21 protein-coding genes and 2 tRNA genes are annotated in these 21617 nt (G+C 72.0%); 9 read left to right on the forward strand and 14 right to left on the reverse strand.

Annotated elements, in window-relative coordinates:
* Positions 1-14: 14 nt before the first annotated feature.
* The gene (hisN, locus tag FHG89_RS01825) at positions 15-833 is read left to right on the forward strand and encodes a histidinol-phosphatase (RefSeq protein WP_139582238.1); all 819 of its coding nucleotides are present in this window, start codon (positions 15-17) and stop codon (positions 831-833) included.
* Positions 834-892: 59 nt separating this feature from the next.
* Positions 893-1747: a hypothetical protein gene (locus FHG89_RS01830; protein WP_244295098.1), complete on the forward strand. Its 855-nt coding sequence runs from the start codon at positions 893-895 to the stop codon at positions 1745-1747.
* 16 nt (positions 1748-1763) lie between these two features.
* Here the strand turns inward: FHG89_RS01830 and FHG89_RS01835 are convergent, their stop codons facing one another.
* On the reverse strand, positions 1764-2963 hold the full coding sequence (locus FHG89_RS01835; protein WP_139582242.1) for a glycosyltransferase: 1200 nt from the start codon (positions 2961-2963) through the stop codon (positions 1764-1766).
* A 210-nt stretch (positions 2964-3173) separates the two neighbouring features.
* On the opposite strand from FHG89_RS01835, the gene FHG89_RS01840 reads away from it, so the two are divergent.
* From FHG89_RS01840 to FHG89_RS01850, 3 genes are all read left to right on the forward strand, one after another.
* Positions 3174-4172 carry an SDR family oxidoreductase gene (locus FHG89_RS01840; RefSeq protein WP_139582244.1) on the forward strand — a complete coding sequence of 333 codons (999 nt, stop codon included), beginning with the start codon at positions 3174-3176 and terminating at the stop codon, positions 4170-4172.
* A gap of 59 nt (positions 4173-4231) precedes the next feature.
* Positions 4232-4969: an ATP-binding protein gene (locus tag FHG89_RS01845; protein WP_244295096.1), complete on the forward strand. Its 738-nt coding sequence runs from the start codon at positions 4232-4234 to the stop codon at positions 4967-4969.
* A gap of 85 nt (positions 4970-5054) precedes the next feature.
* Entirely contained in the window at positions 5055-5627 is a 573-nt protein-coding gene (locus FHG89_RS01850) for a DUF5709 domain-containing protein (RefSeq protein ID WP_139582246.1), read from the forward strand.
* Between the two features lie 6 nt (positions 5628-5633).
* On the opposite strand, the gene FHG89_RS01855 is transcribed toward FHG89_RS01850, so the two are convergent.
* Together FHG89_RS01855 and macS are read right to left on the reverse strand one after the other, a co-directional pair.
* Positions 5634-6299 (reverse strand): response regulator, encoded by a 666-nt coding sequence (locus tag FHG89_RS01855; protein WP_139582247.1) that lies wholly within the window; start codon positions 6297-6299, stop codon positions 5634-5636.
* A complete protein-coding gene (macS, locus tag FHG89_RS01860) occupies positions 6296-7420 on the reverse strand; it encodes a MacS family sensor histidine kinase (RefSeq protein WP_139582249.1) in 1125 nt (374 codons plus the stop codon). Before macS ends, FHG89_RS01855 begins: the two co-directional genes overlap by 4 nt.
* A 120-nt stretch (positions 7421-7540) precedes the next feature.
* Between macS and FHG89_RS01865 the strand changes: the two genes are divergently transcribed.
* The gene (locus FHG89_RS01865; RefSeq protein ID WP_139582251.1) at positions 7541-7996 is read left to right on the forward strand and encodes an ATP-binding protein; all 456 of its coding nucleotides are present in this window, start codon (positions 7541-7543) and stop codon (positions 7994-7996) included.
* Positions 7997-8008: 12 nt separating this feature from the next.
* Here the strand turns inward: FHG89_RS01865 and FHG89_RS01870 are convergent, their stop codons facing one another.
* Both FHG89_RS01870 and FHG89_RS01875 read right to left on the reverse strand, forming a co-directional pair.
* Positions 8009-8947, reverse strand: coding sequence for a ribose-phosphate diphosphokinase (locus FHG89_RS01870; RefSeq protein ID WP_139582252.1), 939 nt, complete (start codon positions 8945-8947; stop codon positions 8009-8011).
* A 141-nt stretch (positions 8948-9088) separates the two neighbouring features.
* Entirely contained in the window at positions 9089-9922 is an 834-nt protein-coding gene (locus FHG89_RS01875) for a phosphoribosylaminoimidazolesuccinocarboxamide synthase (RefSeq protein WP_139582254.1), read from the reverse strand.
* A 150-nt stretch (positions 9923-10072) separates the two neighbouring features.
* Here FHG89_RS01875 and FHG89_RS01880 point away from each other — a divergent pair, with 150 nt between their 5' ends.
* Positions 10073-11395 (forward strand): ABC transporter substrate-binding protein, encoded by a 1323-nt coding sequence (locus FHG89_RS01880; protein WP_139582256.1) that lies wholly within the window; start codon positions 10073-10075, stop codon positions 11393-11395.
* 14 nt (positions 11396-11409) lie between these two features.
* On the opposite strand, the gene FHG89_RS01885 is transcribed toward FHG89_RS01880, so the two are convergent.
* From FHG89_RS01885 to FHG89_RS01915, 7 genes are all read right to left on the reverse strand, one after another.
* The gene (locus tag FHG89_RS01885) at positions 11410-11661 is read right to left on the reverse strand and encodes a hypothetical protein (RefSeq protein ID WP_139582258.1); all 252 of its coding nucleotides are present in this window, start codon (positions 11659-11661) and stop codon (positions 11410-11412) included.
* A 203-nt stretch (positions 11662-11864) separates the two neighbouring features.
* A tRNA-Met gene (locus FHG89_RS01890) sits at positions 11865-11938 on the reverse strand.
* Positions 11939-12063: 125 nt separating this feature from the next.
* Positions 12064-12137 (reverse strand) — tRNA-Met (locus FHG89_RS01895).
* A 60-nt stretch (positions 12138-12197) separates the two neighbouring features.
* Positions 12198-13133: a hypothetical protein gene (locus FHG89_RS01900; protein WP_139582260.1), complete on the reverse strand. Its 936-nt coding sequence runs from the start codon at positions 13131-13133 to the stop codon at positions 12198-12200.
* Positions 13123-13632, reverse strand: coding sequence for an RNA polymerase sigma factor (locus FHG89_RS01905; protein ID WP_139582261.1), 510 nt, complete (start codon positions 13630-13632; stop codon positions 13123-13125). Before FHG89_RS01905 ends, FHG89_RS01900 begins: the two co-directional genes overlap by 11 nt.
* A 187-nt stretch (positions 13633-13819) precedes the next feature.
* Complete coding sequence (locus FHG89_RS01910; protein ID WP_139582263.1) at positions 13820-16807, reverse strand: UPF0182 family membrane protein; 2988 nt, start codon at positions 16805-16807, stop codon at positions 13820-13822.
* 96 nt (positions 16808-16903) lie between these two features.
* Positions 16904-17917, reverse strand: a complete 1014-nt coding sequence (locus tag FHG89_RS01915) for a YlbL family protein (RefSeq protein ID WP_208760831.1) — start codon at positions 17915-17917, stop codon at positions 16904-16906.
* Between the two features lie 184 nt (positions 17918-18101).
* Here FHG89_RS01915 and FHG89_RS01920 point away from each other — a divergent pair, with 184 nt between their 5' ends.
* Entirely contained in the window at positions 18102-19322 is a 1221-nt protein-coding gene (locus tag FHG89_RS01920; protein WP_139582284.1) for a zinc-dependent metalloprotease, read from the forward strand.
* A 136-nt stretch (positions 19323-19458) separates the two neighbouring features.
* Here FHG89_RS01920 and FHG89_RS01925 read toward each other — a convergent pair whose 3' ends face one another.
* The gene (locus FHG89_RS01925; protein WP_139582265.1) at positions 19459-20067 is read right to left on the reverse strand and encodes a glycosyltransferase family protein; all 609 of its coding nucleotides are present in this window, start codon (positions 20065-20067) and stop codon (positions 19459-19461) included.
* Between the two features lie 166 nt (positions 20068-20233).
* On the reverse strand, positions 20234-20764 hold the full coding sequence (locus tag FHG89_RS01930; protein ID WP_139582267.1) for a M48 metallopeptidase family protein: 531 nt from the start codon (positions 20762-20764) through the stop codon (positions 20234-20236).
* 507 nt (positions 20765-21271) lie between these two features.
* Here FHG89_RS01930 and FHG89_RS32740 point away from each other — a divergent pair.
* Positions 21272-21439: a DUF5679 domain-containing protein gene (locus FHG89_RS32740; protein ID WP_167517324.1), complete on the forward strand. Its 168-nt coding sequence runs from the start codon at positions 21272-21274 to the stop codon at positions 21437-21439.
* The last annotated feature ends 178 nt before the right edge of the window (positions 21440-21617 follow it).

Below are 21617 nucleotides of genomic sequence, written 5' to 3' on the forward strand. Positions count from 1 at the left end.
GCTAGGTTGCCGGCATGACCGGGTACGCCGACGACCTCGCCCTCGCCCACCTGCTCGCCGACCGGGCGGACGCCATCGCCACGGCCCGGTTCCGGGCGCTCGACCTGCGGGTGGAGGCGAAGCCCGACCTGACTCCGGTCTCCGACGCGGACACCGCCGTGGAGCGGGAGATCCGCGCCCTGCTGGCCGAGCACCGGCCGGCCGACGGGCTGCTCGGCGAGGAGTACGGCGCACAGCCGGCGAGCGGCCCCGACGACCGCCGGTGGATCGTCGACCCGATCGACGGGACCAAGAACTTCGTCCGGGGTGTGCCGGTCTGGGCCACCCTCATCGCGTTGTACGACGGCGAGCGCCCGGCGGTCGGTGTGGTGTCCGCGCCGGCGCTGGGCCGACGCTGGTGGGCCAGCGCGGGCGGGGGCGCGTACGCCGGTCCGGGGCCTGCCGCCGGCACGCGGATCGGTGTCTCGGCGGTACGCCGGATCGAGGACGCCAGCGTCTGCTACTCGTCGCTGACCGGGTGGGAGAGCGCCGGGCGGCTCGACGCGATGCTCGATCTGATGCGGGCCAGTTGGCGCAGCCGCGCGTACGGGGACTTCTACGGCTACATGCTGCTGGCCGAGGGTGCACTGGACGTGATGGTCGAGCCGGAACTGTCGCTGTGGGACGTGGCGGCGCTGGTGCCGATCGTCACGGAGGCGGGTGGCACGGTCACGGATCTGCACGGTCGACCGTCGCCGACCGGCGAACCGGGCACCGAGAGCAGCGTGGTGGCCACCAACGGTGCGCTGCACGCCGACATCCTCGCCCGGCTGGATCGACCAGCCGAGCGCTGACCCCCGGCAACCTCTATCCTCGCCAGGTGGTCTCCTCCGGCTGGTGTTTTCTCGCGGCGATGATTGTCGCGTACGGCTTCGCCAACCTGCTCCAGTCGGTGGCCGCGGCGCGTACGACAGTGCACCACACCTTCGATCCGGGCCTGCTGCTGCGGTTGGCCGGGCACCGGACGTACCTGGTCGGGTTGGGCTGCCAGATCGGCGGTTTCGTGCTCGCGTTCCTGGCCCGGCGGGACCTGCCCCTGTTCCTGGTGCAGGCCAGCGTGGCCGCCGGGCTCGGGGTGACCGCCATCCTCGGCGTGGTGGTGCTGAAGTGGCGGTTGCCGGTGGCCGAGGTGGCGCTGCTGGCGCTGCTGTTCGCCGGGATCACCGCGCTGGTGCTGTCCGCCCGGCCGGCGCCGTCGAAGCAGCTCGGCACGGCCGGTTCGGTGGCGCTGCTGGTGGCGCTGGGCATCATCGCGGTGCTCGGCGTCTTCGCCGTCCGGCTGCACGGGGCACCCGGGTCGGTGGCGCTCGGTTCGCTGGCCGGTCTGGCCTTCTCCTCGGCGGCGGTGGCGGCCCGCCCGCTGGCCTCCGCGCCGTCCGCCGAGGCGTTCCTCGCCGACCCGCTGTTCTACCTGCTGATCGCCCACTCGATCGTCGGGCAGCTGCTGCTGGGCCTGGCCATGCAGCGGGGCTCGACGACCGCGGCGGTCGCCGCGATGGACGCGGCCGGGGCGGTGCCGGCGGCGATCGTCGGCCTGCTGCTGCTCAACGACAAGATCTGGCCCGGGCGGGAGTGGCTGGCTGCAGTGGGCTTCCTGGTCACCCTGACCGCGGTGATCGGGCTGACCCGCTACGCGCAACCCCAGCAGCACCGCGCGGTGCCGCGCCGCCGGAATCCGGCCATGGTCGGCGCCGGCCGGCCCGTCTGAGCGGCGCCTTCCCGCGTCACGCCTCGACCGGCTTGCGCCGGCTCACCACCCGCTCGTAGAGGCGCTCCAGCGCGCCCGCCGTCCGGTCCCAGGTGTAGCTGCTGCGGACCCGGTCCACCGCCGCGTGGCCGTACGCGAAACGACCGGCGTTGTCGGACAGCAGCCGGCGCAGCGAGACCCCGAGCGTCCGCACGTCGCCGGGGGGCACCAGTCGACCGGTGACCTCGTCGACGACGGCGTCCGCCAGGCCGCCCATCGCGTAGCCGACCACCGGCACCCCGCAGGCCATCGCCTCCAGCGACACCCGGCCCGCCGAGGAGTAGTGCGGCGTGCAGGCCACCACGTCCGCTGACCGGTACCAGGTGGCCATCTGGTCGTGCGGCACCGCACCCACCAGGCGTACCTGGTCGGCCACCCCGACCTGCTCGGCCAGCTCCCGCAGCCGGCGTGCCTCCGCGTGGTTGACCAACGCCTCGGCGGGCGGCCCGCCGGCGATCACCAGTTCCGCGTCGCCGACCAGCCGCATGGCCCGGATCAGGTCCTCCTGCCCGTGGCCCGGGGAGAGCCCGCCGACGGAGAGGATCCGCGAGCGCTGCTCGCGCGGCGCGGCCTCACCGTCGGGGTGGAACTGTTCGGTGTCCACCCCGGCCGGCACCATCGCCACCAGGCTGCGTTGCAGACCCATCCGGGTCAGCTCGTCCACCTCGTCGTTGCACTGGGCGACCGCGATGTCCACCGCCCGGGTCAGCGCGCGCTCCAGCGGGATCCGCTCCCCCGGCCCGTCGTACCGGCCGCCCAGGTGTCGCAGCTGCTCGACGCCGAGTGAGTGGAACGTCTGTACCACCGGGATGTCGGTCTCCCGCACGGCGTGCGCGGCAGCGAGGCCCCCGACCCAGTAGTGCCCGTGCACCACCTCGGGTCGCCAGGCGCCGGCCCACTCGTCGGCCAGCCAGCGGCCGAACGCCGTGACGTGCGGGATCAGCTCGGCGGTGGGCAACGAGATGGGTGGGCCCGCGGTCACCCGGTGCACCTGGTAGCCGTTGACGTCCGTGGTCACCGGCAGCCCCGGGTCGTCCCGACGCTCGTAGATCCGGACATCGTGGCCTCGGCCGGCCAGCTCGGCGGCGACCCGCGCGATGTGCTGTTGGGTGCCGACCGGCGGGCCGTCGGCGTGCCGGTACGAGCTGGTGTGCGCGCAGACGAGGCCGACGCGCATGGGTCACCTCCCTGCGTTCATTCCTCGGCGGTGGTCCTCCCGGTCAGAGCGTCCCATTAACCCGGGGACCCCGAGTCGAAACCTGGCAGATCGGGAACAGTCCCCGCAGGTGCCGCCGACGCTTGCGCCACGACAATCATGGCGGCCGGCGCCGCTGATCAGGTGCCGGCCGGTGGTATGAGCAGCCCCGAGCGGGGGTACCGCTGAGGAATGCCGCTCACCCGCAGTCTCGACGATTCGACAGTGGTGGTCACCGGTGCGTCCAGCGGCATCGGCACGGCCACCGCGTACGCGCTGGCCCGCCGTGGCGTCGCCGTCGTACTGGCCGCCCGCAGCGAGACGGCCCTGCGCGAGGTGGCGCACCGCTGCCGGGAGCTTGGCGGCCAGGCGCTGGTCGTGTCGACCGACGTGACCGACCTGGAGTCGGTGCGGCAGTTGGCGGACCGGGCGGCGGCCGAGTTCGGGCGGATCGACGCCTGGGTGAACAACGCCGCGGTGAGCGCGGTGGGCCTGTTCGACGAGATCCCGGTCGCCGAGTTCCGCCGGGTGCTGGAGGTCAACCTGCTCGGCGCCGTGCACGGCATCAAGGCCGCGCTGCCGTACCTGGAGGCGGCCGGCGGCGGTGTCCTGGTCAACAACGCCTCGGTGCTGGCCGAGGTGGCGATGCCCTACCAGTCGGCGTACAACGCCACCAAGCACGGCATCCGCGGGCTCGCCGACACTGTCCGGCAGGAGCTACGGGTCACCGGGCGGGGGCAGATCTCCGTCTGCACGGTCCTGCCGGCCACCATCGACACCCCGTTCTTCCGGCACGCGGCCAACCACACCGGCCGCGAACTCGCGCCACCCCCGCCGGTCTACCCGCCGGAGGTCGTCGCCGAGACGATCGTCCGGCTGCTGCGCCGGCCACGCCGCGAGGCGTACGCGGGTGGCGCCGCCCGGCTCATCGGCCTTCAGTGGCGGCTCGCGCCCGCCCTCGTCGAGCGCACCCTCGCCTGGTACGCCCACCGCACCCAGTTCGGCCCGGGCGCGCGGATGGACAGCAGCGGCAACGTGTTCGACGCCGAGGCCGAGGCGCGCCGGGACGGCGGCTGGCACGGCCGACGTCACCAGTTGGTACGGATCACCGCCGCGTTCGGCCTCGCCGCCGCGGGCACCGCGGTCGGCACGATGGCGGCGATGAACCGCCGGTCCCGGCCGGTCCGCTGATGTCTGGCGTCGACCGACCGGATGCGGCATCCGTCACCGGCGCGCACAATGGGGCGATCATGCCGACCGCTTCGCGTTGCCTCGTGGAGATCGACGACTCGTCGGCTGTGGTCCGGTTGACTGGTGTGCTCGACGCCGGCGCGGCGGACGCGGTCCGCGCCGCGCTGCTCGCCCGGCTCAGTGACCGCCCCGGCCCGGTGGTGGTCGATCTGACCGGACTGCGGGTCGCCGACCCGGCCGTGCGGGGGGTTTTCGCCGAGGTGCGCCGGGAGGTCGCTGACTGGCCGGCCGCGGACCTGCTGCTCTGCGACCCGACGGTCGCCGGGCCCGACCAGCCGGACGCCGCGCTGGGCGTCCCGGCCTGGCCCACCCTGGACGGCGCGCTGGCGGCGCTCGCGGCGACACCGATGGCGGCGGTGCTCACCGCCGACCTGGCCCCGGCGGTGGGAGCCGCCCGGGAGGCCCGCGAGATGGTCACCACCGGGTGCGAGCGCTGGGGCATGCCGACCCTCGTCGACCCGGCGTGCATCGCGGTCACCGAGATGGTCAACAACGTGGTGGCGCACGCCCGGACGGCGATGACGGTGCGGCTGGCGCCGCACGACAGCACCCTGCACCTGGCGGTCCGGGACCACTCCCCGCGACAGCCGACGTTCGCGGGACTGTCCCCGCCGGACCGGGTGGGCGGCCGAGGGCTGCTGCTGATCGACACGGTGGCCCGCCGGTGGGGCAGCAGCCCCGTACCGGACGGGAAGGTCGTCTGGTGCGTGCTGTACCTCGACGACGAGGCCAACTGACCGGGCTTTCACCTCCGCTGCCCGGTTCCGCGTCGTACCTCCGGGGACCCGGTTACGGCGGGAGGGCAGCGGGTAGTGGTCAGACATGCGCGACAACGAGTACCCGACCCCCGTGTCCGACACCGAGTCCCAGGGGCTGCCGGACACCGCCGATGACGACTCGACCGCCAACGACGACGTCCTCACCGGGCGCGAGGCGGACGGCCCGGACCCGGCCCAGCTGCCCGGAGACCGCACGCCGGTCGCGGTGGACCGGTTCGGGACCACCGCCGAGGAGCAGCTCGACGGCGAGTCGTTGGACTACAAGCTCGACCGGGAGGTGTACGAGCGCCCGGCGGACGACCCGCTGGCCGGCACGATCGACCCGAAGATCGCCTTCGAGGCGGACAACCTGGAAGCCGCGGCGGAGGCCCAGCTGGACGCCGACGTGATGAACCCGGGGCCCACCTCCGACCCGAACTCGCCGGTCTCCCTCTACGACCACGGCCAGCTCGGCACGGTGGCCGACGCGACGGTGGGCCGGCTGGTCGAACCGGACGAGGGGGCGCACACCGACCAGGAGACCGACTCGGTGGCGTACGACGCCGGCTCGGCCGGTGGCGGGGCGAGCGCCGAGGAACTGGCCATCCACGAGACGGAGCCGCCGCGCTCGGTCTGAGCCCGGTCAGTCGTCCAGGCCGCGTTCGATGGCGTACCGGGTCAGCTCTACCCGGTTGTGCAGATGCAGCTTGCCCAGCGTGTTCTGCACGTGGTTCTGCACGGTGCGGTGCGACAGCCCGAGCCGCTGGGCGATCTGCTTGTACGACATCCCCTTCGCCACCAGTCGCAGCACCTCGGTCTCCCGGTCGGTGAGCCGGGGCGCGCCCGGTTCCGTACCGTCGCCCGGCTCGGCCACCGGCCCGGCGGCCAGCCGGCGGTACTCGCCGAGGACCAGCCCCGCCAGGCCGGGGGTGAAGACCGGATCGTTGGCCGCGGTGCGGCGCACGGCGTCGAGGAACTCGGCAGGCGCTGTCGACTTCACCAGGTAGCCGGTGGCCCCCGCCTTGACCGCGTCCAGCACGCTCTGCTGTTCGCCGCTGGCGCTGAGCATGAGCACCCGTACGTCGGGCAGCGCCGCGCGCAGCCCGAGGATCACCTCGACTCCGGAGATGTCCGGTAGTTGCAGGTCGAGGACGACCACGTCGGGGCGGGCGGCGGCGGCCACCCGGACCGCCTGCCGCCCCTCGCCGCTGGTCGCCACCACCAGGAAGCCGGCCTCGGTGAGGTCGCGGGCCACGCCTTCGCGCCACATCGGGTGGTCGTCGACGACCATCACCCGCACCTGCGTCATCGCCGCGACCTCGGCACGGTCAGCTCGATCTCGGTGCCGGCCTCCGGCGCCGAGATGATCCGGACCGTCCCGCCCAGGTCGGTGACCCGTCCCCGGATCGACTGGCTCACACCGAGCCGGCCCTGCTCGGCGGCCTCGGTCAGCCGGCCGTCCGGAATGCCCGGCCCTTCGTCCCGGATCGACACGGTCACAGTCGTCCCCTCGTCCTCGATCAGCACCCAGGCCCGTCCACCGGCATGCCGTCCCACGTTGTCCAGGGCCGCGCCGGTCGCGGCCGCCAGCTCTCCGGCCACCTGCCGGGGCAGCGACACCGGGGTGGCGGGGGCCGAGAGCGACACCACCGACGAGGCGTACCGCCCGAGCAGGCTCCGCAGGTCCACCGCGTCGGCGTCCGATCCGCCGGGGGTGGTGGTGCCCGCGATCAGTGCCCGCAGCGCGGCTTCCTGCTCACCGGCGAGCCGGGCCAGGTCGCCGGCCTCGCCGGGCAGGTCCGCGCCGCGCCGCTGCACAAGCGCCAGCACCTGGAGCACCGAGTCGTGGATGTCCCGGGCCAGCCGCTCCCGCTCCCGGGTGGCCGCCTCCAGCTCGACCGCGCGTTGCAGCCGCTCCTCGGCGGCCACCGCGAGTCGGGCCACGTGCCCGACCACCACGCCGGCGAGCAGCATCAGGATCACGCCGGTGAACGAGGACTGGCCGATCCGTTCCCGGGTGGCCAGGTCCGCGCCGGCGACCACCAGCGCCGCCACCGTGCCGCGCCGGCGGCCGCCGGAGACGGCCCAGGCCAGCACCGGGCCGGCCATCCAGGCCACCCCCAGGGTGGGTACGCCGTGGGCGAGCGCCGTCCGGCCGACCACCCAGGGGGTGGAGAGCACGATGGCCACCACCACCCCGAGGTCGGCCAGCAGCAGCGGCCAGCGCCGCCAGGCCGGGCGGGCGTAGCCGACGGCCGTCGCCGTGGTCCAGGCGATCATGACCAGGACCAGGACGCCGGCGGCGTACGGGTGGGCGTACCGGTCGGCGTCGCGCACCGAGAGCACGCAGACGTACCCCAGGGACGCCACCCGGAACACCGCGAGGGCGCGCCAGAGTGGCACCTCGAAACCACCGGGCGGTGACGACATGGCGGTCAGGATGCCATAGCGGGACCGGGCGCGCGGTAGGCGGCGAGTGCGGTTCGGGAAACCCTGACGTACGGTGGAAATGCCGCGAAATACTTCGAGCTTCGCCGTCGGGACGGGCCCATGACGAACGCAGATCCGCACGCAGCGCGTACGGTTGTGCCCATCGAACCAGCCCTCCTTGTCGCCGAGGCCTTCGACCAGGCCCAGGTGACCGAGATTCGACACTCGGTCACCTCCTGCGCGCATGCCTGCGGGTTGACCGGCCAACGGCTGGACGACTTCGTGCTGGCGATCAACGAACTGATCACGAACGCGGTGCGGCACGGCGGTGGGCGGGGTTGGCTGCGGCTCTGGCAGGAGCCGGGGGCACTGGTCTGCGAGGTCGCCGACCACGGGCACGGGATCAGCCCGCGACGGTTGGGTGACCGCAGTCGACCGGCGCCGGACACCGCCGGCGGCTGGGGTCTCTGGCTGGCCCGTGAGCTGACCGACGCCATGGAGGTCGCCACCGGCACCACTGGCACAACCGTCCGCGTCATGGCCGGCCTCACCAACCACGACCACACCGCGCGCTGACCGCCCGCGCGGTCAGGCGAAGAGCGCGGAGACGGACTCCCCGTTGTGTATCCGCCGCATGGCCTCGGCCAGGGCGGGCGCCACCGAGAGCACCTGGAGTTTCGGCACCCGCTTCTCGGCGGCGATGGGGACCGTGTTGGTGCAGACGATCTCCAGTACGCCGTCCTGGTCGCTGAGCCGGCGCAGGGCGTCGCCGGAGAAGAGGCCGTGCGTACAGGCCAACCGGATCGAGCGGACCTTCAGGCCGCGCAGGTGCTCCATCAGCTCGACCACCGTGCTGCCCTTGGCGATCTCGTCGTCCAGCACGATGACGTCCCGGTCGGCCACCTCGCCGATCACCGCGCTGATCTTGACGAGGTCGTCGCTGAACCGCTGCTTCGCGCCGGCCGCCACGGGCGTGCCGAGCAACCGGGCGAAGGCGGCGGCCTCCTTGGCGTTGCCCAGGTCGGGCGAGACCACCACGGTGTCGCTCAGGTCGTAGCGCCGGAAGTGGGTGGCCAGCTCCCGCAGCGCGTGCAGGTGGTCCACCGGGACGCTGAAGAAGCCGTGCACCTGCGGCGAGTGCAGGGTCATCGCGAGAACCCGGTCAGCGCCGGCCGAGGTGAGCAGGTCGGCGACGAGCCGGGCGCCGATCGAGATCCGTGGGGCGTCCTTCTTGTCCGAGCGGGCGTACGCGTAGTGCGGCAGCACCACGGTGATCCGCCCGGCGGACGCCCCCCGGGCCGCGTCGATCATCAGCAGCAGTTCGACCAGGTTCTCCTGTACCGGTGGCACCAGCGGCTGGATCAGGAACACGTCCCGCTCGCGGCAGTTGGCCTGCAACTGCACTTCCAGACAGTCGTTGGCGAACCGGGAGACCCGCACCGGATGCAGCGGCACCCCCAGGTGAGCGCAGATCTCGGCGGCGAGGTCGGGATGGGCGGTTCCACTGAAAACGGCGATGTCGCGCACGTTCGCACATGGTAGGCCACGGCCTGATCGACGTGACGCCGGTCACACCTCGCCGCCGCTCCCGGTGGAGCACGACGCCGAGGAGATCTGGGACAAGGGCCGTGCAGCGCACCCTCGACTGGGTGGAGTGAGGGCGGGCGGTCACTCCCAGCGGTTGCCGGTGAGCTTCTCGTAGACCTCGACGTAGCGGGCGCGGGTCGCCTCGACCACCTCGGCCGGCACGTCCGGGGCGGGGGCCTGCTTGTTCCAGCCGCTGCCGGTGGCCCAGTCCCGCACGTACTGCTTGTCGTAGGAGAACTGCACCCGGCCCGGCTGGTACGACTCGGCAGGCCAGAACCGCGACGAGTCGGAGGTGAGCAGTTCGTCGGCGAGGACCAGCGTGCCGTCCGGCGCCCAGCCCAGCTCGATCTTGGTGTCGGCGATCAGGATGCCCCGGTCGGCGGCCAGCTCGGCGCCGCGCCGGTAGATGTCGATGGTGATCTGCCGCAACCGCTCGGCGGTGTCCTGACCCACCTTCGCCACCACGTCGTCGAACGTGATCGGCTCGTCGTGCTCGCCCATCGGCGCCTTGCTCGACGGCGTGAAGATCGGCTCGGGCAGGATCGACGCCTCGCCGAGCCCTCGGGGCAGCGGTACGCCGGAGACCGCGCCGGTGCGCTCGTACTCCCGCAGGCCGCCGCCGGTGAGGTAGCCCCGGGCGACGCACTCGACCGGGACCATGTCGAGCCGCTGGCAGCGGATGGCCCGCCCGGCGAACTCGGCGGGCACGTGGGTGGCGGAGATGACGTGGTTCGGTACCAGGTCGGCGAGCTGCTCGAACCACCAGAGCGAGAGCGCGCTGAGCAGGCGACCCTTGTCCGGGATCGGCGTCGGCAGCGCCACGTCGTAGATCGAGATCCGGTCCGAGGCGACCAGGATCAGGTCGTCGCCGTCGGCGTAGACGTCCCGAACCTTGCCCGAGTGCAGAAGTTCCACGCGCCCTAGTACACCACGCGGCATCGGGGGGCCTGATTCGCCCACCGCGCCGGGGGTGGACGCCGGGGTGACCGGACGGACGTTGACACCCTCCTGCGCCGCCTGCGTGAATGGTCCGACCGCCGCCCACGCAGGTGCCAGGAGACCCCCGTGCCCGTTGTTCGACCCCCGATCGGCGCCGACCCGGGCCGACGCCGCCTGCTCACCGCGCTGGCCGGCGCTCCCCTGCTGGCGGCCGGCGGGCTGGCCGGGTGCAGCGACGGCGCCACCACGTCCAGCCAGGACGGGCCGGTCGAGCTGTCGGTCTTCTGGTGGGGTGGCCCGAGGCGGGCGGAACTCACCGAGAAGGCGCTGCGGCTCTACTCGGCGCGCAACCCCCAGGTCACCTTCCGGGTCACCTGGCAGGGCGTCGACGGCTACTACGAGCGGCTGGCCACCCAGGCGGCCGGCGGCAACGTGCCGGATCTGATCCAGATCGACGACTCCGTGCTGACCGAGTACACCCAACGCCAGATCATCCTCGACCTCACCGACCGCGTCGCCGATCACCGGGTGGACCTGCGCGGCCTGCCGGAGGGCCTCATCCGCTACGGCACGGTGGACGGTCGGACGATGGCCGTCGCCGCTGGGCAGACCCTCGCCGGGGTGGTCTTCAACCGGGACCTGCTGCGGGAGCTGCGGATGCCGGAGCCGCGCGCGGCGATGAGCTGGACCGAGTACATCTCCTGGGCGACGCAGGTCACCGAGGCCGGCGACGGCCGGGTGGCCGGCACCATGGACGGGTCCGGCGACTACCGCGCGCTCTGGCTGTGGCTGCGTTCGCAGGGCGGCGAGTTCTACCGGGGGCGGCAGTTGGGCTTCGGCGCGGACGAGCTGATCAGCTGGTTCGAGCTCTGGCAGCGGGCCCGCGCCGACCGGGCGACGCCCGGCGCGGCGCTGATCGAGCAGGCCGACGGTGGCGAGCCGGCCCGGCAACTGGTCGTGACCGGACTGACCGCCGCGTCCTTCGCCTGGTCGCACCAGCTACCGGAGATGCAACGACTCACCGGGTCCGAGTTGGGCGTGGTCGGCTTCCCCGGCCCGTCGGGGGCGCAGTGGGCGCGGGCGTCGATGTACTGGGCGGCGTTCCGGGGCACCCGCCACCCGGACACCGTCGCCGACGTCATCAACTTCCTGACCACGAACGGCGAGGCCGGCACCCTCCTCGGCCACGAGCGTGGCCTGAACCCCAGCCTCGCCGTCCGCCGCTACGCCGAGGGCAGCATCACCGACCCCGTCCAGCGACGGGCCGCCGCGTTCGGCGCCAGCATCGCCGACCAGCTCGGGCCGGCGCCCGCGCCACCACCCAAGGGGCACGCCAGGGTACGGACCCTGCTGGTCACCGCCGCCGAGCGCATCCGCGTCAAGCGGGACGGCACCCGTGAGGCCACCGCGCGCTTCCTGTCCCAGGCCATCGCGGCGCTCGCGGGCTGAGCACCGGCGGCCGGTCAGCGCGGCGGGCCGCCCCGACGGTTACGGGTCAGGCGCAGCACCAGGAACACGATCACCCCCACCACCACCAGGCAGCAGAGCAGTCCGAGGAAGCCGAAGCCGCCACCGCGGGACCGCCGCCGCGCGGCCTCCACCACCAGCTCGCCGGTGCCCGTTGACGCCCAGGCCGCCACGGGCACGAAGACCGCCAGCACGACCGTACCGAGGACCGCGCCGAGCCGGCCCCACCACCTACCGAATGAAGACATGTGCCCATCCTCGCCGAACGGCGCAACCCCGGCACGTCGGTCCATGCCGAATTCACGGGACCGGGCCGGCGGGGCGCAACGATCTCAAAACCTCCCGGCAAAGATGATCGCCGCGCACCAGGTCCTCGGCGGGATGCCGGCGGGAACGGGCGGGAAAGCGGAAAGCCCGCCTCCGGCGAACCGGAAACGGGCTTTCCTTCTTGTAGCGGGGACAGGATTTGAACCTGCGACCTCTGGGTTATGAGCCCAGCGAGCTACCGAGCTGCTCCACCCCGCGTCGACTGGTTAACCCTAACCCATCCCTTTCGACGATGATCGCCGGGGGTCGCCCCGGCCGGACGCCAGAGCACCGGAATGTCGAAAGCCCGCCTCCGGCGAACCGGAAACGGGCTTTCCTTCTTGTAGCGGGGACAGGATTTGAACCTGCGACCTCTGGGTTATGAGCCCAGCGAGCTACCGAGCTGCTCCACCCCGCGTCGGTTCGCTAACCGTAGCGCACCGACCCGGGACACCGCAAAGCGACTCCGATTCCACTGTCAGTCGAGCCAGTTCTCGATCGCCGCCACCGCCCGCCGGCTGTCGGCGTCGACCTGCGCGCGCTCGGCCGTGGTGGATTCCCAACCCTGCTCCCAGAGCACCGTCACCACGTCACCGATCCGGACCGCCCGGACCAGCCGCACCTCATCCGCTCCCGGCTCGCCCATCCCGTCCGGGTACGGAGACCGCATCTCGAACAGCACCGACTCGTCGCCGTACTCCCCCGAGGTCAACAGCCGCTGCCGCCACGTCCTGGTGTCGTCGGACAGTTTCTGGGTGGGGCAGTCGCGAACGGCCTGCCGCAACTCCCGCAGCGCGTCGTCGGCGCGGCCTGCGCGGTAGATGGTGATGGTGTGCCGGTAGCTGCCGTCCGGCACGCTCTCCGCCGGCTGCTCCGGCTTCTTGTAGGCCAGGAACCGGCCGCGGCGCTGGACCACCGCCGAGTCGCTGGGGTAGCTGGCCCCGCAGAGCGCCGGCAGCATCGCCGACTTCGCCCACGACTCCAGACCTCTCTCGTTGGCCGCCGCCAGCCTGAAGAAGGCCCGGTCCGGGATCGAGGTGGGCGGCCGGGGCGCCGCCGCGCCGGTTGCCGAGGCCGGCGGCCTGCCACCCGACGTGCTGTTCGCCGGTGTCGGCGACTGTGACGTCGACAGTGTCGGCGAGACCGACGGCGACGGACCGGGAGTCGAGGAGGTCGGCGGCGGCCCGGGGGTGTCCGCGGGCGGGGGCAACGGCGCCGAACCGTCCGCCGAGAACGCGAGCCGTCCACCGACGGCCACCCCGCCGAGCAGCACCGCCACCGCGACCGCGGTGCCGGCGACCCGGATCCGGGCCAGCCGGTCGGCACGCCGCCGAACCAGCTCAGGGTGGGTCACCTCCATGCCGTCGGCGACGACGGTGAGCGACCGGTACAGGTTGGAGATTTCAGCTGACATCGTTCGCCTCCAACTTCTCGACGGCGAGGTCGGGTAGCAGCGCGGCCAGGCGGGACCGACCCCGGGACAGCCAGGACTTGACGGTGCCGACCGGAACGTCGGTCTCCCGGGCGATCTCCTCCACCGACATGTCGAAGAGGTAGTGCAGGGCCAACGCCTGCCGGTGGGTGGCCGGCAACTGGCGCAGCGCGCGGACCAGGAGCACCCCGTCCTCGCAGGGCGGCGGCGCGTCCGGCGGCGGCCCGGTACGACTGAGCGCCGACCGCCAGCGGTGCAGTCGCCGCCAGCGGTCGGTCGCCAGCCGGGCCACCACGAGGCGCAGCCACGCCTCCGGCGCCGGATGCTCCGACAGCCGCCCCCACTGCCGCCAGGCCCGGGTGAAGGCTTCCTGCACCAGGTCCTGTGCCTCGGTGTGGTCACCGGCCACCGCGTAGGCGTACCGCATCATCCGCCGGGCGGTGCAGCGATAGAACTCGTCGAAGCTCTGCGCATCCCTCACGACTGTCCCCCTCGTCCACGCCCCGTTGCATGGAGGACGGCGGACCGTCACCGTGGGTTGCGGGTCAGCCCGACAAACGGTGTCGGAGAGGCGACAGGCAGGCGTTTCGTCCGCACACGGCGGAGCCCCCGCCGTCCGGACCGGTGTGGTCAGACGACGAGGGCTCCGAGATGCTCCCGTTGGCGGGTCAGCCGCCGGCGCTCGGCGTCGGCCCGCCGCTCGGCGCGCCCGCCGGGTTGGCGGTCTGCGCCTGCTGGAACGCGGTCAGCGCCTCGTCGAGCGCCTTGAGCGCGCGACCGTACCGCTCGAAGTCGCCGGAGGCCTGAGCGGCGCGGACCTCGGTGATGGCGGCCTGCACCCGGTCCGCAGCGGCGGCCAGGTCGCCGGTCGGCGCCGGGCTGCCGGTGCCACTCGGCGTCGGCGTGGGCGTCGGCGTGGCGGTCGGCGTCGGGGTGGTCGGGTTACCCCCGGTGGTCGGGGGCGGCGACGTGCCCTGTCCGGCCTTCTTGCCCTGCTCGACCAGTTGCTTGATGCCGTCGTTGATGTTGTCGGCGAGCGCCACGAACGAACCGCCGTCACCGTACGAGAGCAGCACCTTCTGCAACAGCGGGTACGCGTCCTGCTGGTTGCTCTTCACGTAGACCGGCTCGACGTAGAGCATCCCGTCGGCGAAGGGCAGCGAGAGCAGGTTGCCGTACTGCACCTGCGCCTGGTTGCTGGAGAGCAGGTTGAGTTGCTGGCGGATGTTCGCGTTGTTGGTCATCTGCTGGTGCACCTGCACCGGGCCCGAGATCCGGGTCTGATCCGGCAGCTCCAGCACCTCCAACCGGGGCTTGCCGTCGACGTACGACCCGGAGATCAGCGCGGCGAGGTTCTGCCTGCCGTTCGGGGTGACCGCGGAGGTGAGCTGGAAGCGCGGGCCGTCCTGCCCCGGGAACTGGGTGAACAGGTAGTACGGCGGCTGCTTCTGGCCACTGTCCGGAGCGTCCGGCACGTTGGGCACCTGCCAGAAGTCCTGCGCGGAGTAGAAGTCGCCCGGGTTGGTCACGTGGAACTTGGTGAGCAGGTTGCGCTGCACCTTGAACATGTCCGCGGGGTAGCGGAAGTGCTCGTTCAGCTCGACCGGGATCTCCGCCTTCGGCAGCACCAGGTCACCACCGAACGCCTTGTTCCACGCCTTGAGCACCGGGTCGGTGTCGTCGTACTCGTAGAGCTTCACCGTGCCGTCGTACGCGTCGACTGTGGCCTTCACCGAGTTACGCATGTAGTTGACGTTCTCCCGGGCCAGCTGGAAGGTGCCCCGGTTGGTCAGCTCGTCGGTGGTCTCGGTCTGCAGGTTGACCCGCTCGGCGTACGGGTAGGTGGCCGCCGTGGTGTAGCCGTCGACGATCCACTGCACCCGGCCGTCGACCACCGCCGGGTAGGGGTCGCCGTCCAGGGTGAGGAACGGCGCGACCTTCTCCACCCGGTCCCGTGGGTTGCGCACGTACAGCAGCTTGGAGTCCTTGTTGACCGCCTCGGAGAGCAGGAAGTTCGACTCCTGCTCCTTGATGGCGTACAGCAGCCGGCGGGTGAACGAGCCGATCTCCACGCCGCCCTCACCGGTGTAGGTGTAGGACTCGCCGCCACCCTCGCCGACCGGCCTGTCGAACTCGGCCTTCTTGTTCGGGTCGGACTGCCCGACGATCGCGTAGTCGTCGGCCGCCATCCGCTCGCCGTAGTAGATGCGGGGCTGCTTGGCCGGGATCTGCTCCGTCTGCGAGGAACACGCCTCCTGGGTCTTCTCGCCGAGGAAGCCGGAGACGAAGAACGGCTGCCCGCCGCAGACCACCTGGTTGGCGGGGGCGGCCACCAGCCCGTACCCGTGGGTGTAGACGGTGTGCCTGTTGATCCAGGTGTTCTGCTGGTCGGTCAGCTCGCCGTAGTTGATCTCACGAACGCCGACCACGTAGTCGGAGGTCTTGCCGTTCACCCCGTACCTGTCGATGTCCAGCTTGGGGCCGAAGTCGTAGAAGCCACGCACCTGCTGGAGCTGGGTGTACGTCTCGCTGACCAGCTGCGGGTCGAGCAGCCGCACGTTCGACACCACCGAGGTGTCGGTCGCCAGGTTCACCGGTGGCGTGAGGTTGTTCGCCGCGTACGGTGTGGTCTCGGTGACCGCCAGCCCGAACGCCGCCCGCGTCGCGTCGATGCTGCGCTGGATGTACGGCGCCTCCTTGTCCTTGGCGCTCGGCTTGACCTCGAAGGTCTGCACCGCCCAGGGGTAGATGCCGCCGATGGCCACCGCGGAGACGCCGAGCAGGGCGAGCGAGATGCCCGGCCAGACCAGGTTCCGCATCCAGGCGTTGGAGAACACGATGATCGCGATCGCCACCACGATCGAGATGTACGCCAGGATCTCCTTCGCCGGCAGCAGCGCGTTGACGTCTGCGTAGCCGGCGCCGTACAGCTTGGCGCCCTCGTTGTACTCCAGCAGCATCGCCCGCCGGTCCAGCACGTACGCGATGGCCTTGAGCAGTACGAAGACCGCGACCAGGCTGCTCAGGTGGGCGCGGGCCGCGTTGCTCATCCGGTCCCCGACACCCTGCAGGCGGACCCCGCCGTACAGGTAGTGCACCGCCAGCGCGCCGATCACGGCCAGCACCACGGCGGTGAAGGCGACCCCGAGCAGGTAGCGCCAGAACGGCAGCTGGAAGACGTAGAAGCCGAGGTCCACGCCGAACTCCGGGTCCTTGACCCCGAAGTCGCCGCCGTTGCGGAACAGCAGCCACTGGTTCCACCGGTTCTGCGCGGAGAGGCCGGCGAAAAGTCCGATCACGACGGCGGCCAGCGAGATCCAGGTGCCCAGGCGCGGAGTGAGCACCATCCGGTACCGCTCCAGGGTCGCCTGCTCGACCGAGTGCGGCCGCATCCGCGGACGCAGCCGGTACGCCAACCACAGGTTGCCACCGACGACCACCGCCATGCCGAGGCCGATGACGAGGAAGAGCAGCAGCCGGGTGAGCAGCACACCGGTGAAGACCTCGGTGTAGCGGACCTCCTCGAACCAGAGCCAGTCGGTCCAGGCCTGAACGCCCCAGCCCAGCAGGGTGAAGAGCACGAACACCCCGACCAGGACAGCGATGGTGACGCGGCCGCGCCGACTCATCTTCGGTAGAGGGCTGCTGCTACGCATTACCACTGTTGGCTCCGCACGCTCGATGTGATCGGCTCCGACCAGGCACCCAGAGTACGGGGTCTTCCTGAACGTGTCGGGGCACGGTCACACCGGTCAGCAGCGGGTCGGCTGGCCCCCCGAGCGGAGGGTGTCCAGAGCCGTCAATGCCTCGTCCAACGAGCCCACCCGCAGCAGCGGCAGATCGGGCTGCGGATTGCGGACCGCCTCGGCGCAGTTGTCCGCCGGCACGAGGAAGACCTTCGCCCCGGCGCGCTTCGCACCGACGAGCTTCTGGGCGATCCCGCCGATCGGGCCGACCGAGCCCTCGTCGTCGATGGTGCCGGTGCCGGCGATGACCTTCCCTCCGGTGAGGTCGGCCGGGGTCAGCTTGTCCACGATGCCCAGGGCGAACATCAGGCCGGCGCTCGGACCGCCGATGTCCTCCAACTCGATGTCGAGCGTGAACGGGTGCGGCTGCTGCTGGTCGATCTCGACGCCGATCCGCGGCCGGCCGTCCTGCTCCCGGCTGGTCACCGTCGCGGTGGCCGGCACGCCGTCACGGGTGTAGCCGATGGTCAACGCCGTACCGGCCGGCTTGGCCCGGATCAGGTCGGTGACCTTCGCGGCCACCGGCACCGGTTGACCGTCGACCGAGGTGACCACGTCGCCGGCCTTGAGCGCACCGGCGGACGGCCCGTCCGCGGCGACGGTCTTGACCACCACCTGCACCGGGAAACCCAGCTCGCGGAGCGCGGCGGTCTCGGCGCTGGTCTGCGACACCTTGAAGTCCTCGGCGTTGCGCTGCTCGACCTGCTCCGTCGACTCACCGGGCGGGTAGACCAGCTCGCGCGGCACCACCGCCTCGTCGTCGGAGAACCAGCCGGCGATCGCCGACCTGAGCCGCACCGTCGGCTGCACCCCCACCGTGGTCAGCCGGAGCTGACCCGCGGAGGTGGACGTGTCCCGTCCGGAGACCTTGATGACCTCCTTGCCGTCGGCCGTGCCGAGGGTGTTGACAGTCGGGCCCGGCCCGAGAACCACGTACGGGATCGGCACCCGGAGCACGCCGATGCTCAGCAGGGCGGTGAACAGGGCACCGAGCAGGACCGTCAGGCCACGACGTCTCATGCGCCAGAGCGTACCGACCGGTCGACGCCCGCCTGTCGGATGCGCCACGCGACTTCGCCCTCAGCGCAACGCCAGCGGCGGCGACCTGGGGCGTGGCGCGCGTACCGTAGACGTCGTGCCTGATATTCCGTTCGGTTTCGCGCTTCCGGGTGGGCAACCACCAGACCCCAACGATCCCGCGCAGATGCAGCAGTTCATGTCGCAGTTGCAGCACCTGCTGTCCGCGCCGGGCAGCGGGCCGGTGAACTGGGACCTGGCCCGTCAGGTGGCGGCCAGCCAACTCGCGGCCGCCGGCGACCCGGCGGTGTCGCCGTACGAGCGCCACGCGGTCGAGGAGGCGCTGCGCCTGGCCGACCTGTGGCTGGAGCCGGCCTCCGCGTGGCCGTCGGGCATCCAGACCCCGGTCGCCTGGAACCGCAACGAGTGGATCTACAAGACGCTTGACGTGTGGCGCAAGCTCTGCGACCCGGTGGCCAGCCGGATGGTCGGCGCGATGGGTGACCTGGTGCCACCGGAGGCGCGCGCCCAGCTCGGCCCGATGCAGTCGATGGTCGCCACCCTCGGCGGGGCGCTCTTCGGCGGCCAACTGGGGCAGGCCCTCGGCTCGCTCGCCGCGGAGGTGCTCTCCGCCGGCGACATCGGCCTGCCGCTCGGCCCGGCCGGCACGGCCGCGCTGATCCCGGCCAACATCCGGGAGTACGGCGAGGGTCTGGAGCTGCCCGAGGACGAGGTACGCCTCTACGTCGCCCTGCGCGAGGCCGCCCACCAGCGGCTGTTCCAGCACGTCCCGTGGCTGCGTGGGCACGTGCTCAACGCGGTGGAGACGTACGCCTCGGGCATCCGGGTCAACCGGGAGGCGATCGAGGAGGCCATGGGCCGGGTCGACCCGACCGACCCGGAGTCGATGCAGGCCATCGCCCTGGAGGGCATCTTCACCCCGGAGGACACCCCGGCGCAGAAGGCCTCCCTGGCCCGCCTGGAGACCGCGTTGGCCCTGGTCGAGGGCTGGGTGTGCCACGTGGTGGACAGCGCCGCCAGCGACCGGTTGCCCAACGTGGTGCGGCTGGGCGAGGCGTTCCGTCGCCGCCGGGCCGCCGGTGGTCCCGCCGAGCAGACCTTCGCCGCGCTTGTCGGCCTGGAACTGCGCCCACGCCGGCTGCGCGAGGCCGCTGCGCTCTGGGCCGCGCTCACCACCCACCGGGGCATCGAGGGCCGCGACGCCGTCTGGGGGCACCCCGACCTGCTCCCGTCGGACGACGACTTCGCCGACCCGGTCGCGTTCGCGATGAACGACATGGACCTGAGCGAGCTGGACAACTTCGACTTCACCGCCCCCGGCGGGGTCGAGGAGAAGGCTCCCGGTCAGCCCGACGAGACCGACGACGAGGGCGACGCCAAGCCCTGACGACCCGCCCCGCCGTTCGCATCTGTTGATCGACTCCACATCGGCATCGGCGAAGTTGCGCGATCCCGGTGGGCCCGATACCGCCACCTCGGCGATCTGGAGTCGATCAACGGGGCGCGGTCGCTCCCGGGTCGGGTCAGGCGGGACGGCCCGAGCCGGAGAGCAGGACGCGGGTGGCCTCCCAGCCCTCGAAGGCCGGGTCCAGGGTGGCAAGGTCGGCCGGGCCGCGCATCCGTCGCCAGCCGGCCGTGACGGCGACGTCCCCCGGTCGGGGCGCACCCGAGCGCGCGTCGGCCGGCGTCGCCGTGTCCAGGTCCAGCGGGGGCAGCCATTCCGGCACGGGCAGCCGTACGGCCACCCCGAGCAGACCCGGGCCGCCACCCTCGACCGGGGCCACCGCCACCGGCCTGGTGGTGAGTGGGCGCAGCAGCTTGCCGATGGTCAGCGCGGGAAGGTCCGGCACGTCGGCGGCGAGCACGGCCGCCTGGTCGTAGCCGTCCAACGCGGCGAACACCGCGTTCGGCGTCGGCTCGGCCACCTCGTAGACGGCGGTTCCCGGCCAGACCAGCGCGTCCGCGAGTGCGCGGTCGGCAGGGGTCACGGCGACCGCGACGTCCACCTCGTTGAGGGTGGCGATCAGGTCGACGACGTCCTCGGCGAGCGCGGCCCGCCAGTCCGCCCGGTCGACGCCGGGCGGCGACCACTGGACCGGCCCGAGCAACGCCACCACCACTCGCCGCGCCATGCCCCGACCCTAGCGCCCCACCGGGGGCGAGCACCGCGCCCATCCGGCCGTTGATCGACTCGTCTTCGGCGAATGCGCGGTGTCCCACCGTCTCGGACAGCGCGTTCTCCCTGAACCCGAGTCGATCAAGGCGATGCCAGCGACCGGGCACGCCGGCGGCCGGGGGTCAGGTGGGTACGGGGGCGCAGGAGGCGGCGGCGACGCCTTCGAGGTAGCCGCGGGCGCGTTCCGCCTTGGGGTAGCGACCCACCAACGCCCAGAACCGGGCGTTGTGGCTGGGCACGATGAGGTGGGCCAGCTCGTGCAGCAGCACGTAGTCGATCACCCACTCGGGCATGTCCTGGACCCGGTGGGAGATCCGGATGCTGCGGTCGGCGGGCGTGCAGGAGCCCCACCGGCCGTTCTGGTTGGTGACCCACCGCACGCTGGCCGGCACCGCACGCGCGCCGTACCCGCCGAGGTAGAGGTCGATGAGCCGGGTTGCCCGGGCCAGCAGCTCGTCGTCGGAGCGGGCCAGCCGGCCCTCCCGGGCAGCGAGCCGGGCGAGCATCCGGTCGACCCACTCGCTCTCCTCGGCGCGGGAGAACTGGTCCGGAATGAGGACGACGACCCGCTCACCGTCGCGGTACGCGGACACCGTGCGTCGTCGGCGCTGACTGCGCCGTACCTCGACGACCGGCTTGCGCGTCCCCGCCATCACTGGCCCGCGCAGCCTCGGCTACGTGTCACGACAGAAAGCTAATGCGTACTGACCAGGGGTCCGCAAGAGTCAACCGCACGACACGCGCCCAGAAAATGGTGATTGGTCGCCCAGCGTCCTGAAAATTTCTTGACCAGGGCGCCGCCACGCGCTCTCGTCACCCATCGTGAACACCGGGGCCGGCGCGCATCGTCTCCACCGTAGGTGATCACCGCTGGGGACGCGCGTGGGGGCACCCGCACGGGTGGCTGAGAGGGTTTGGTCGGCGTGTCCCCGCCAAACTGACTTATCCGACCTATTTCGCCATGCACACTCTCGACGTCGACTTGCTCACAGTGTCGATGCACAGCTGACATGGAACTGCCCAGACCTGGGTAGGGTCCGCGGACCAGCGGTCACGAAGGTGGCCGTGGAGTGAGACCCAGCGCCGGCGCCCCGTGTGGCCCGCCGCCGGGCAACCCGCCGGGACCGTATTGACCGGCGGACGAGACGAGGAGGGGCACCGTGGCCGACCAGGCCCAGAGCTACAACGGTTACTGCGTGAAGTGCAAGGAGAAGCGGGACTTCGAGGGGCACGTCGAGGTCTCGAAGACCGGGATGAACATGGCCAAGGGAAAGTGTCCGGTGTGCGGGACAACAGTGAACCGCATCCTGGGCAAGGCCAAGGTCTGACCCGTTCGGGTGAATGGGGGCGGGGCGGCCGGCGGCCGCCCCGCCCCCATCGCCGTTCGGGCCTGGACCAACTGTCAGGTCCCGGACATCACTACCGGCGGGTTGTGGATAACCCGCGAAATCTTGTGGACAACGCTGGATAGCAGCCCGGCCACCTGTGGACAACGATCCACCGAGA

This window comes from Micromonospora orduensis, assembly GCF_006228125.1.
GTDB classification, from domain to species: Bacteria; Actinomycetota; Actinomycetes; order Mycobacteriales; family Micromonosporaceae; genus Micromonospora; species Micromonospora orduensis.

Excerpts from the sequence above, each read along its gene's own strand:
- FHG89_RS01840 (WP_139582244.1), top strand. The coding sequence starts at position 3,174 with ATGCCGCTCACCCGCAGTCTCGACGATTCGACAGTGGTGGTCACCGGT.
- FHG89_RS01925 (WP_139582265.1), bottom strand. The coding sequence starts at position 20,067 with ATGGCGCGGCGAGTGGTGGTGGCGTTGCTCGGGCCGGTCCAGTGGTCG.
- FHG89_RS01915 (WP_208760831.1), bottom strand. The coding sequence starts at position 17,917 with ATGAGACGTCGTGGCCTGACGGTCCTGCTCGGTGCCCTGTTCACCGCC.
- FHG89_RS01900 (WP_139582260.1), bottom strand. The coding sequence starts at position 13,133 with ATGTCAGCTGAAATCTCCAACCTGTACCGGTCGCTCACCGTCGTCGCC.
- macS (WP_139582249.1), bottom strand. The coding sequence starts at position 7,420 with ATGTCGTCACCGCCCGGTGGTTTCGAGGTGCCACTCTGGCGCGCCCTC.
- FHG89_RS01920 (WP_139582284.1), top strand. The coding sequence starts at position 18,102 with ATGCAGCAGTTCATGTCGCAGTTGCAGCACCTGCTGTCCGCGCCGGGC.
- FHG89_RS01850 (WP_139582246.1), top strand. The coding sequence starts at position 5,055 with ATGCGCGACAACGAGTACCCGACCCCCGTGTCCGACACCGAGTCCCAG.
- FHG89_RS01885 (WP_139582258.1), bottom strand. The coding sequence starts at position 11,661 with ATGTCTTCATTCGGTAGGTGGTGGGGCCGGCTCGGCGCGGTCCTCGGT.
- FHG89_RS01855 (WP_139582247.1), bottom strand. The coding sequence starts at position 6,299 with ATGACGCAGGTGCGGGTGATGGTCGTCGACGACCACCCGATGTGGCGC.
- hisN (WP_139582238.1), top strand. The coding sequence starts at position 15 with ATGACCGGGTACGCCGACGACCTCGCCCTCGCCCACCTGCTCGCCGAC.
- FHG89_RS01865 (WP_139582251.1), top strand. The coding sequence starts at position 7,541 with ATGACGAACGCAGATCCGCACGCAGCGCGTACGGTTGTGCCCATCGAA.
- FHG89_RS01830 (WP_244295098.1), top strand. The coding sequence starts at position 893 with ATGATTGTCGCGTACGGCTTCGCCAACCTGCTCCAGTCGGTGGCCGCG.
- FHG89_RS01930 (WP_139582267.1), bottom strand. The coding sequence starts at position 20,764 with ATGGCGGGGACGCGCAAGCCGGTCGTCGAGGTACGGCGCAGTCAGCGC.
- FHG89_RS01835 (WP_139582242.1), bottom strand. The coding sequence starts at position 2,963 with ATGCGCGTCGGCCTCGTCTGCGCGCACACCAGCTCGTACCGGCACGCC.
- FHG89_RS01910 (WP_139582263.1), bottom strand. The coding sequence starts at position 16,807 with ATGCGTAGCAGCAGCCCTCTACCGAAGATGAGTCGGCGCGGCCGCGTC.
- FHG89_RS01845 (WP_244295096.1), top strand. The coding sequence starts at position 4,232 with ATGCCGACCGCTTCGCGTTGCCTCGTGGAGATCGACGACTCGTCGGCT.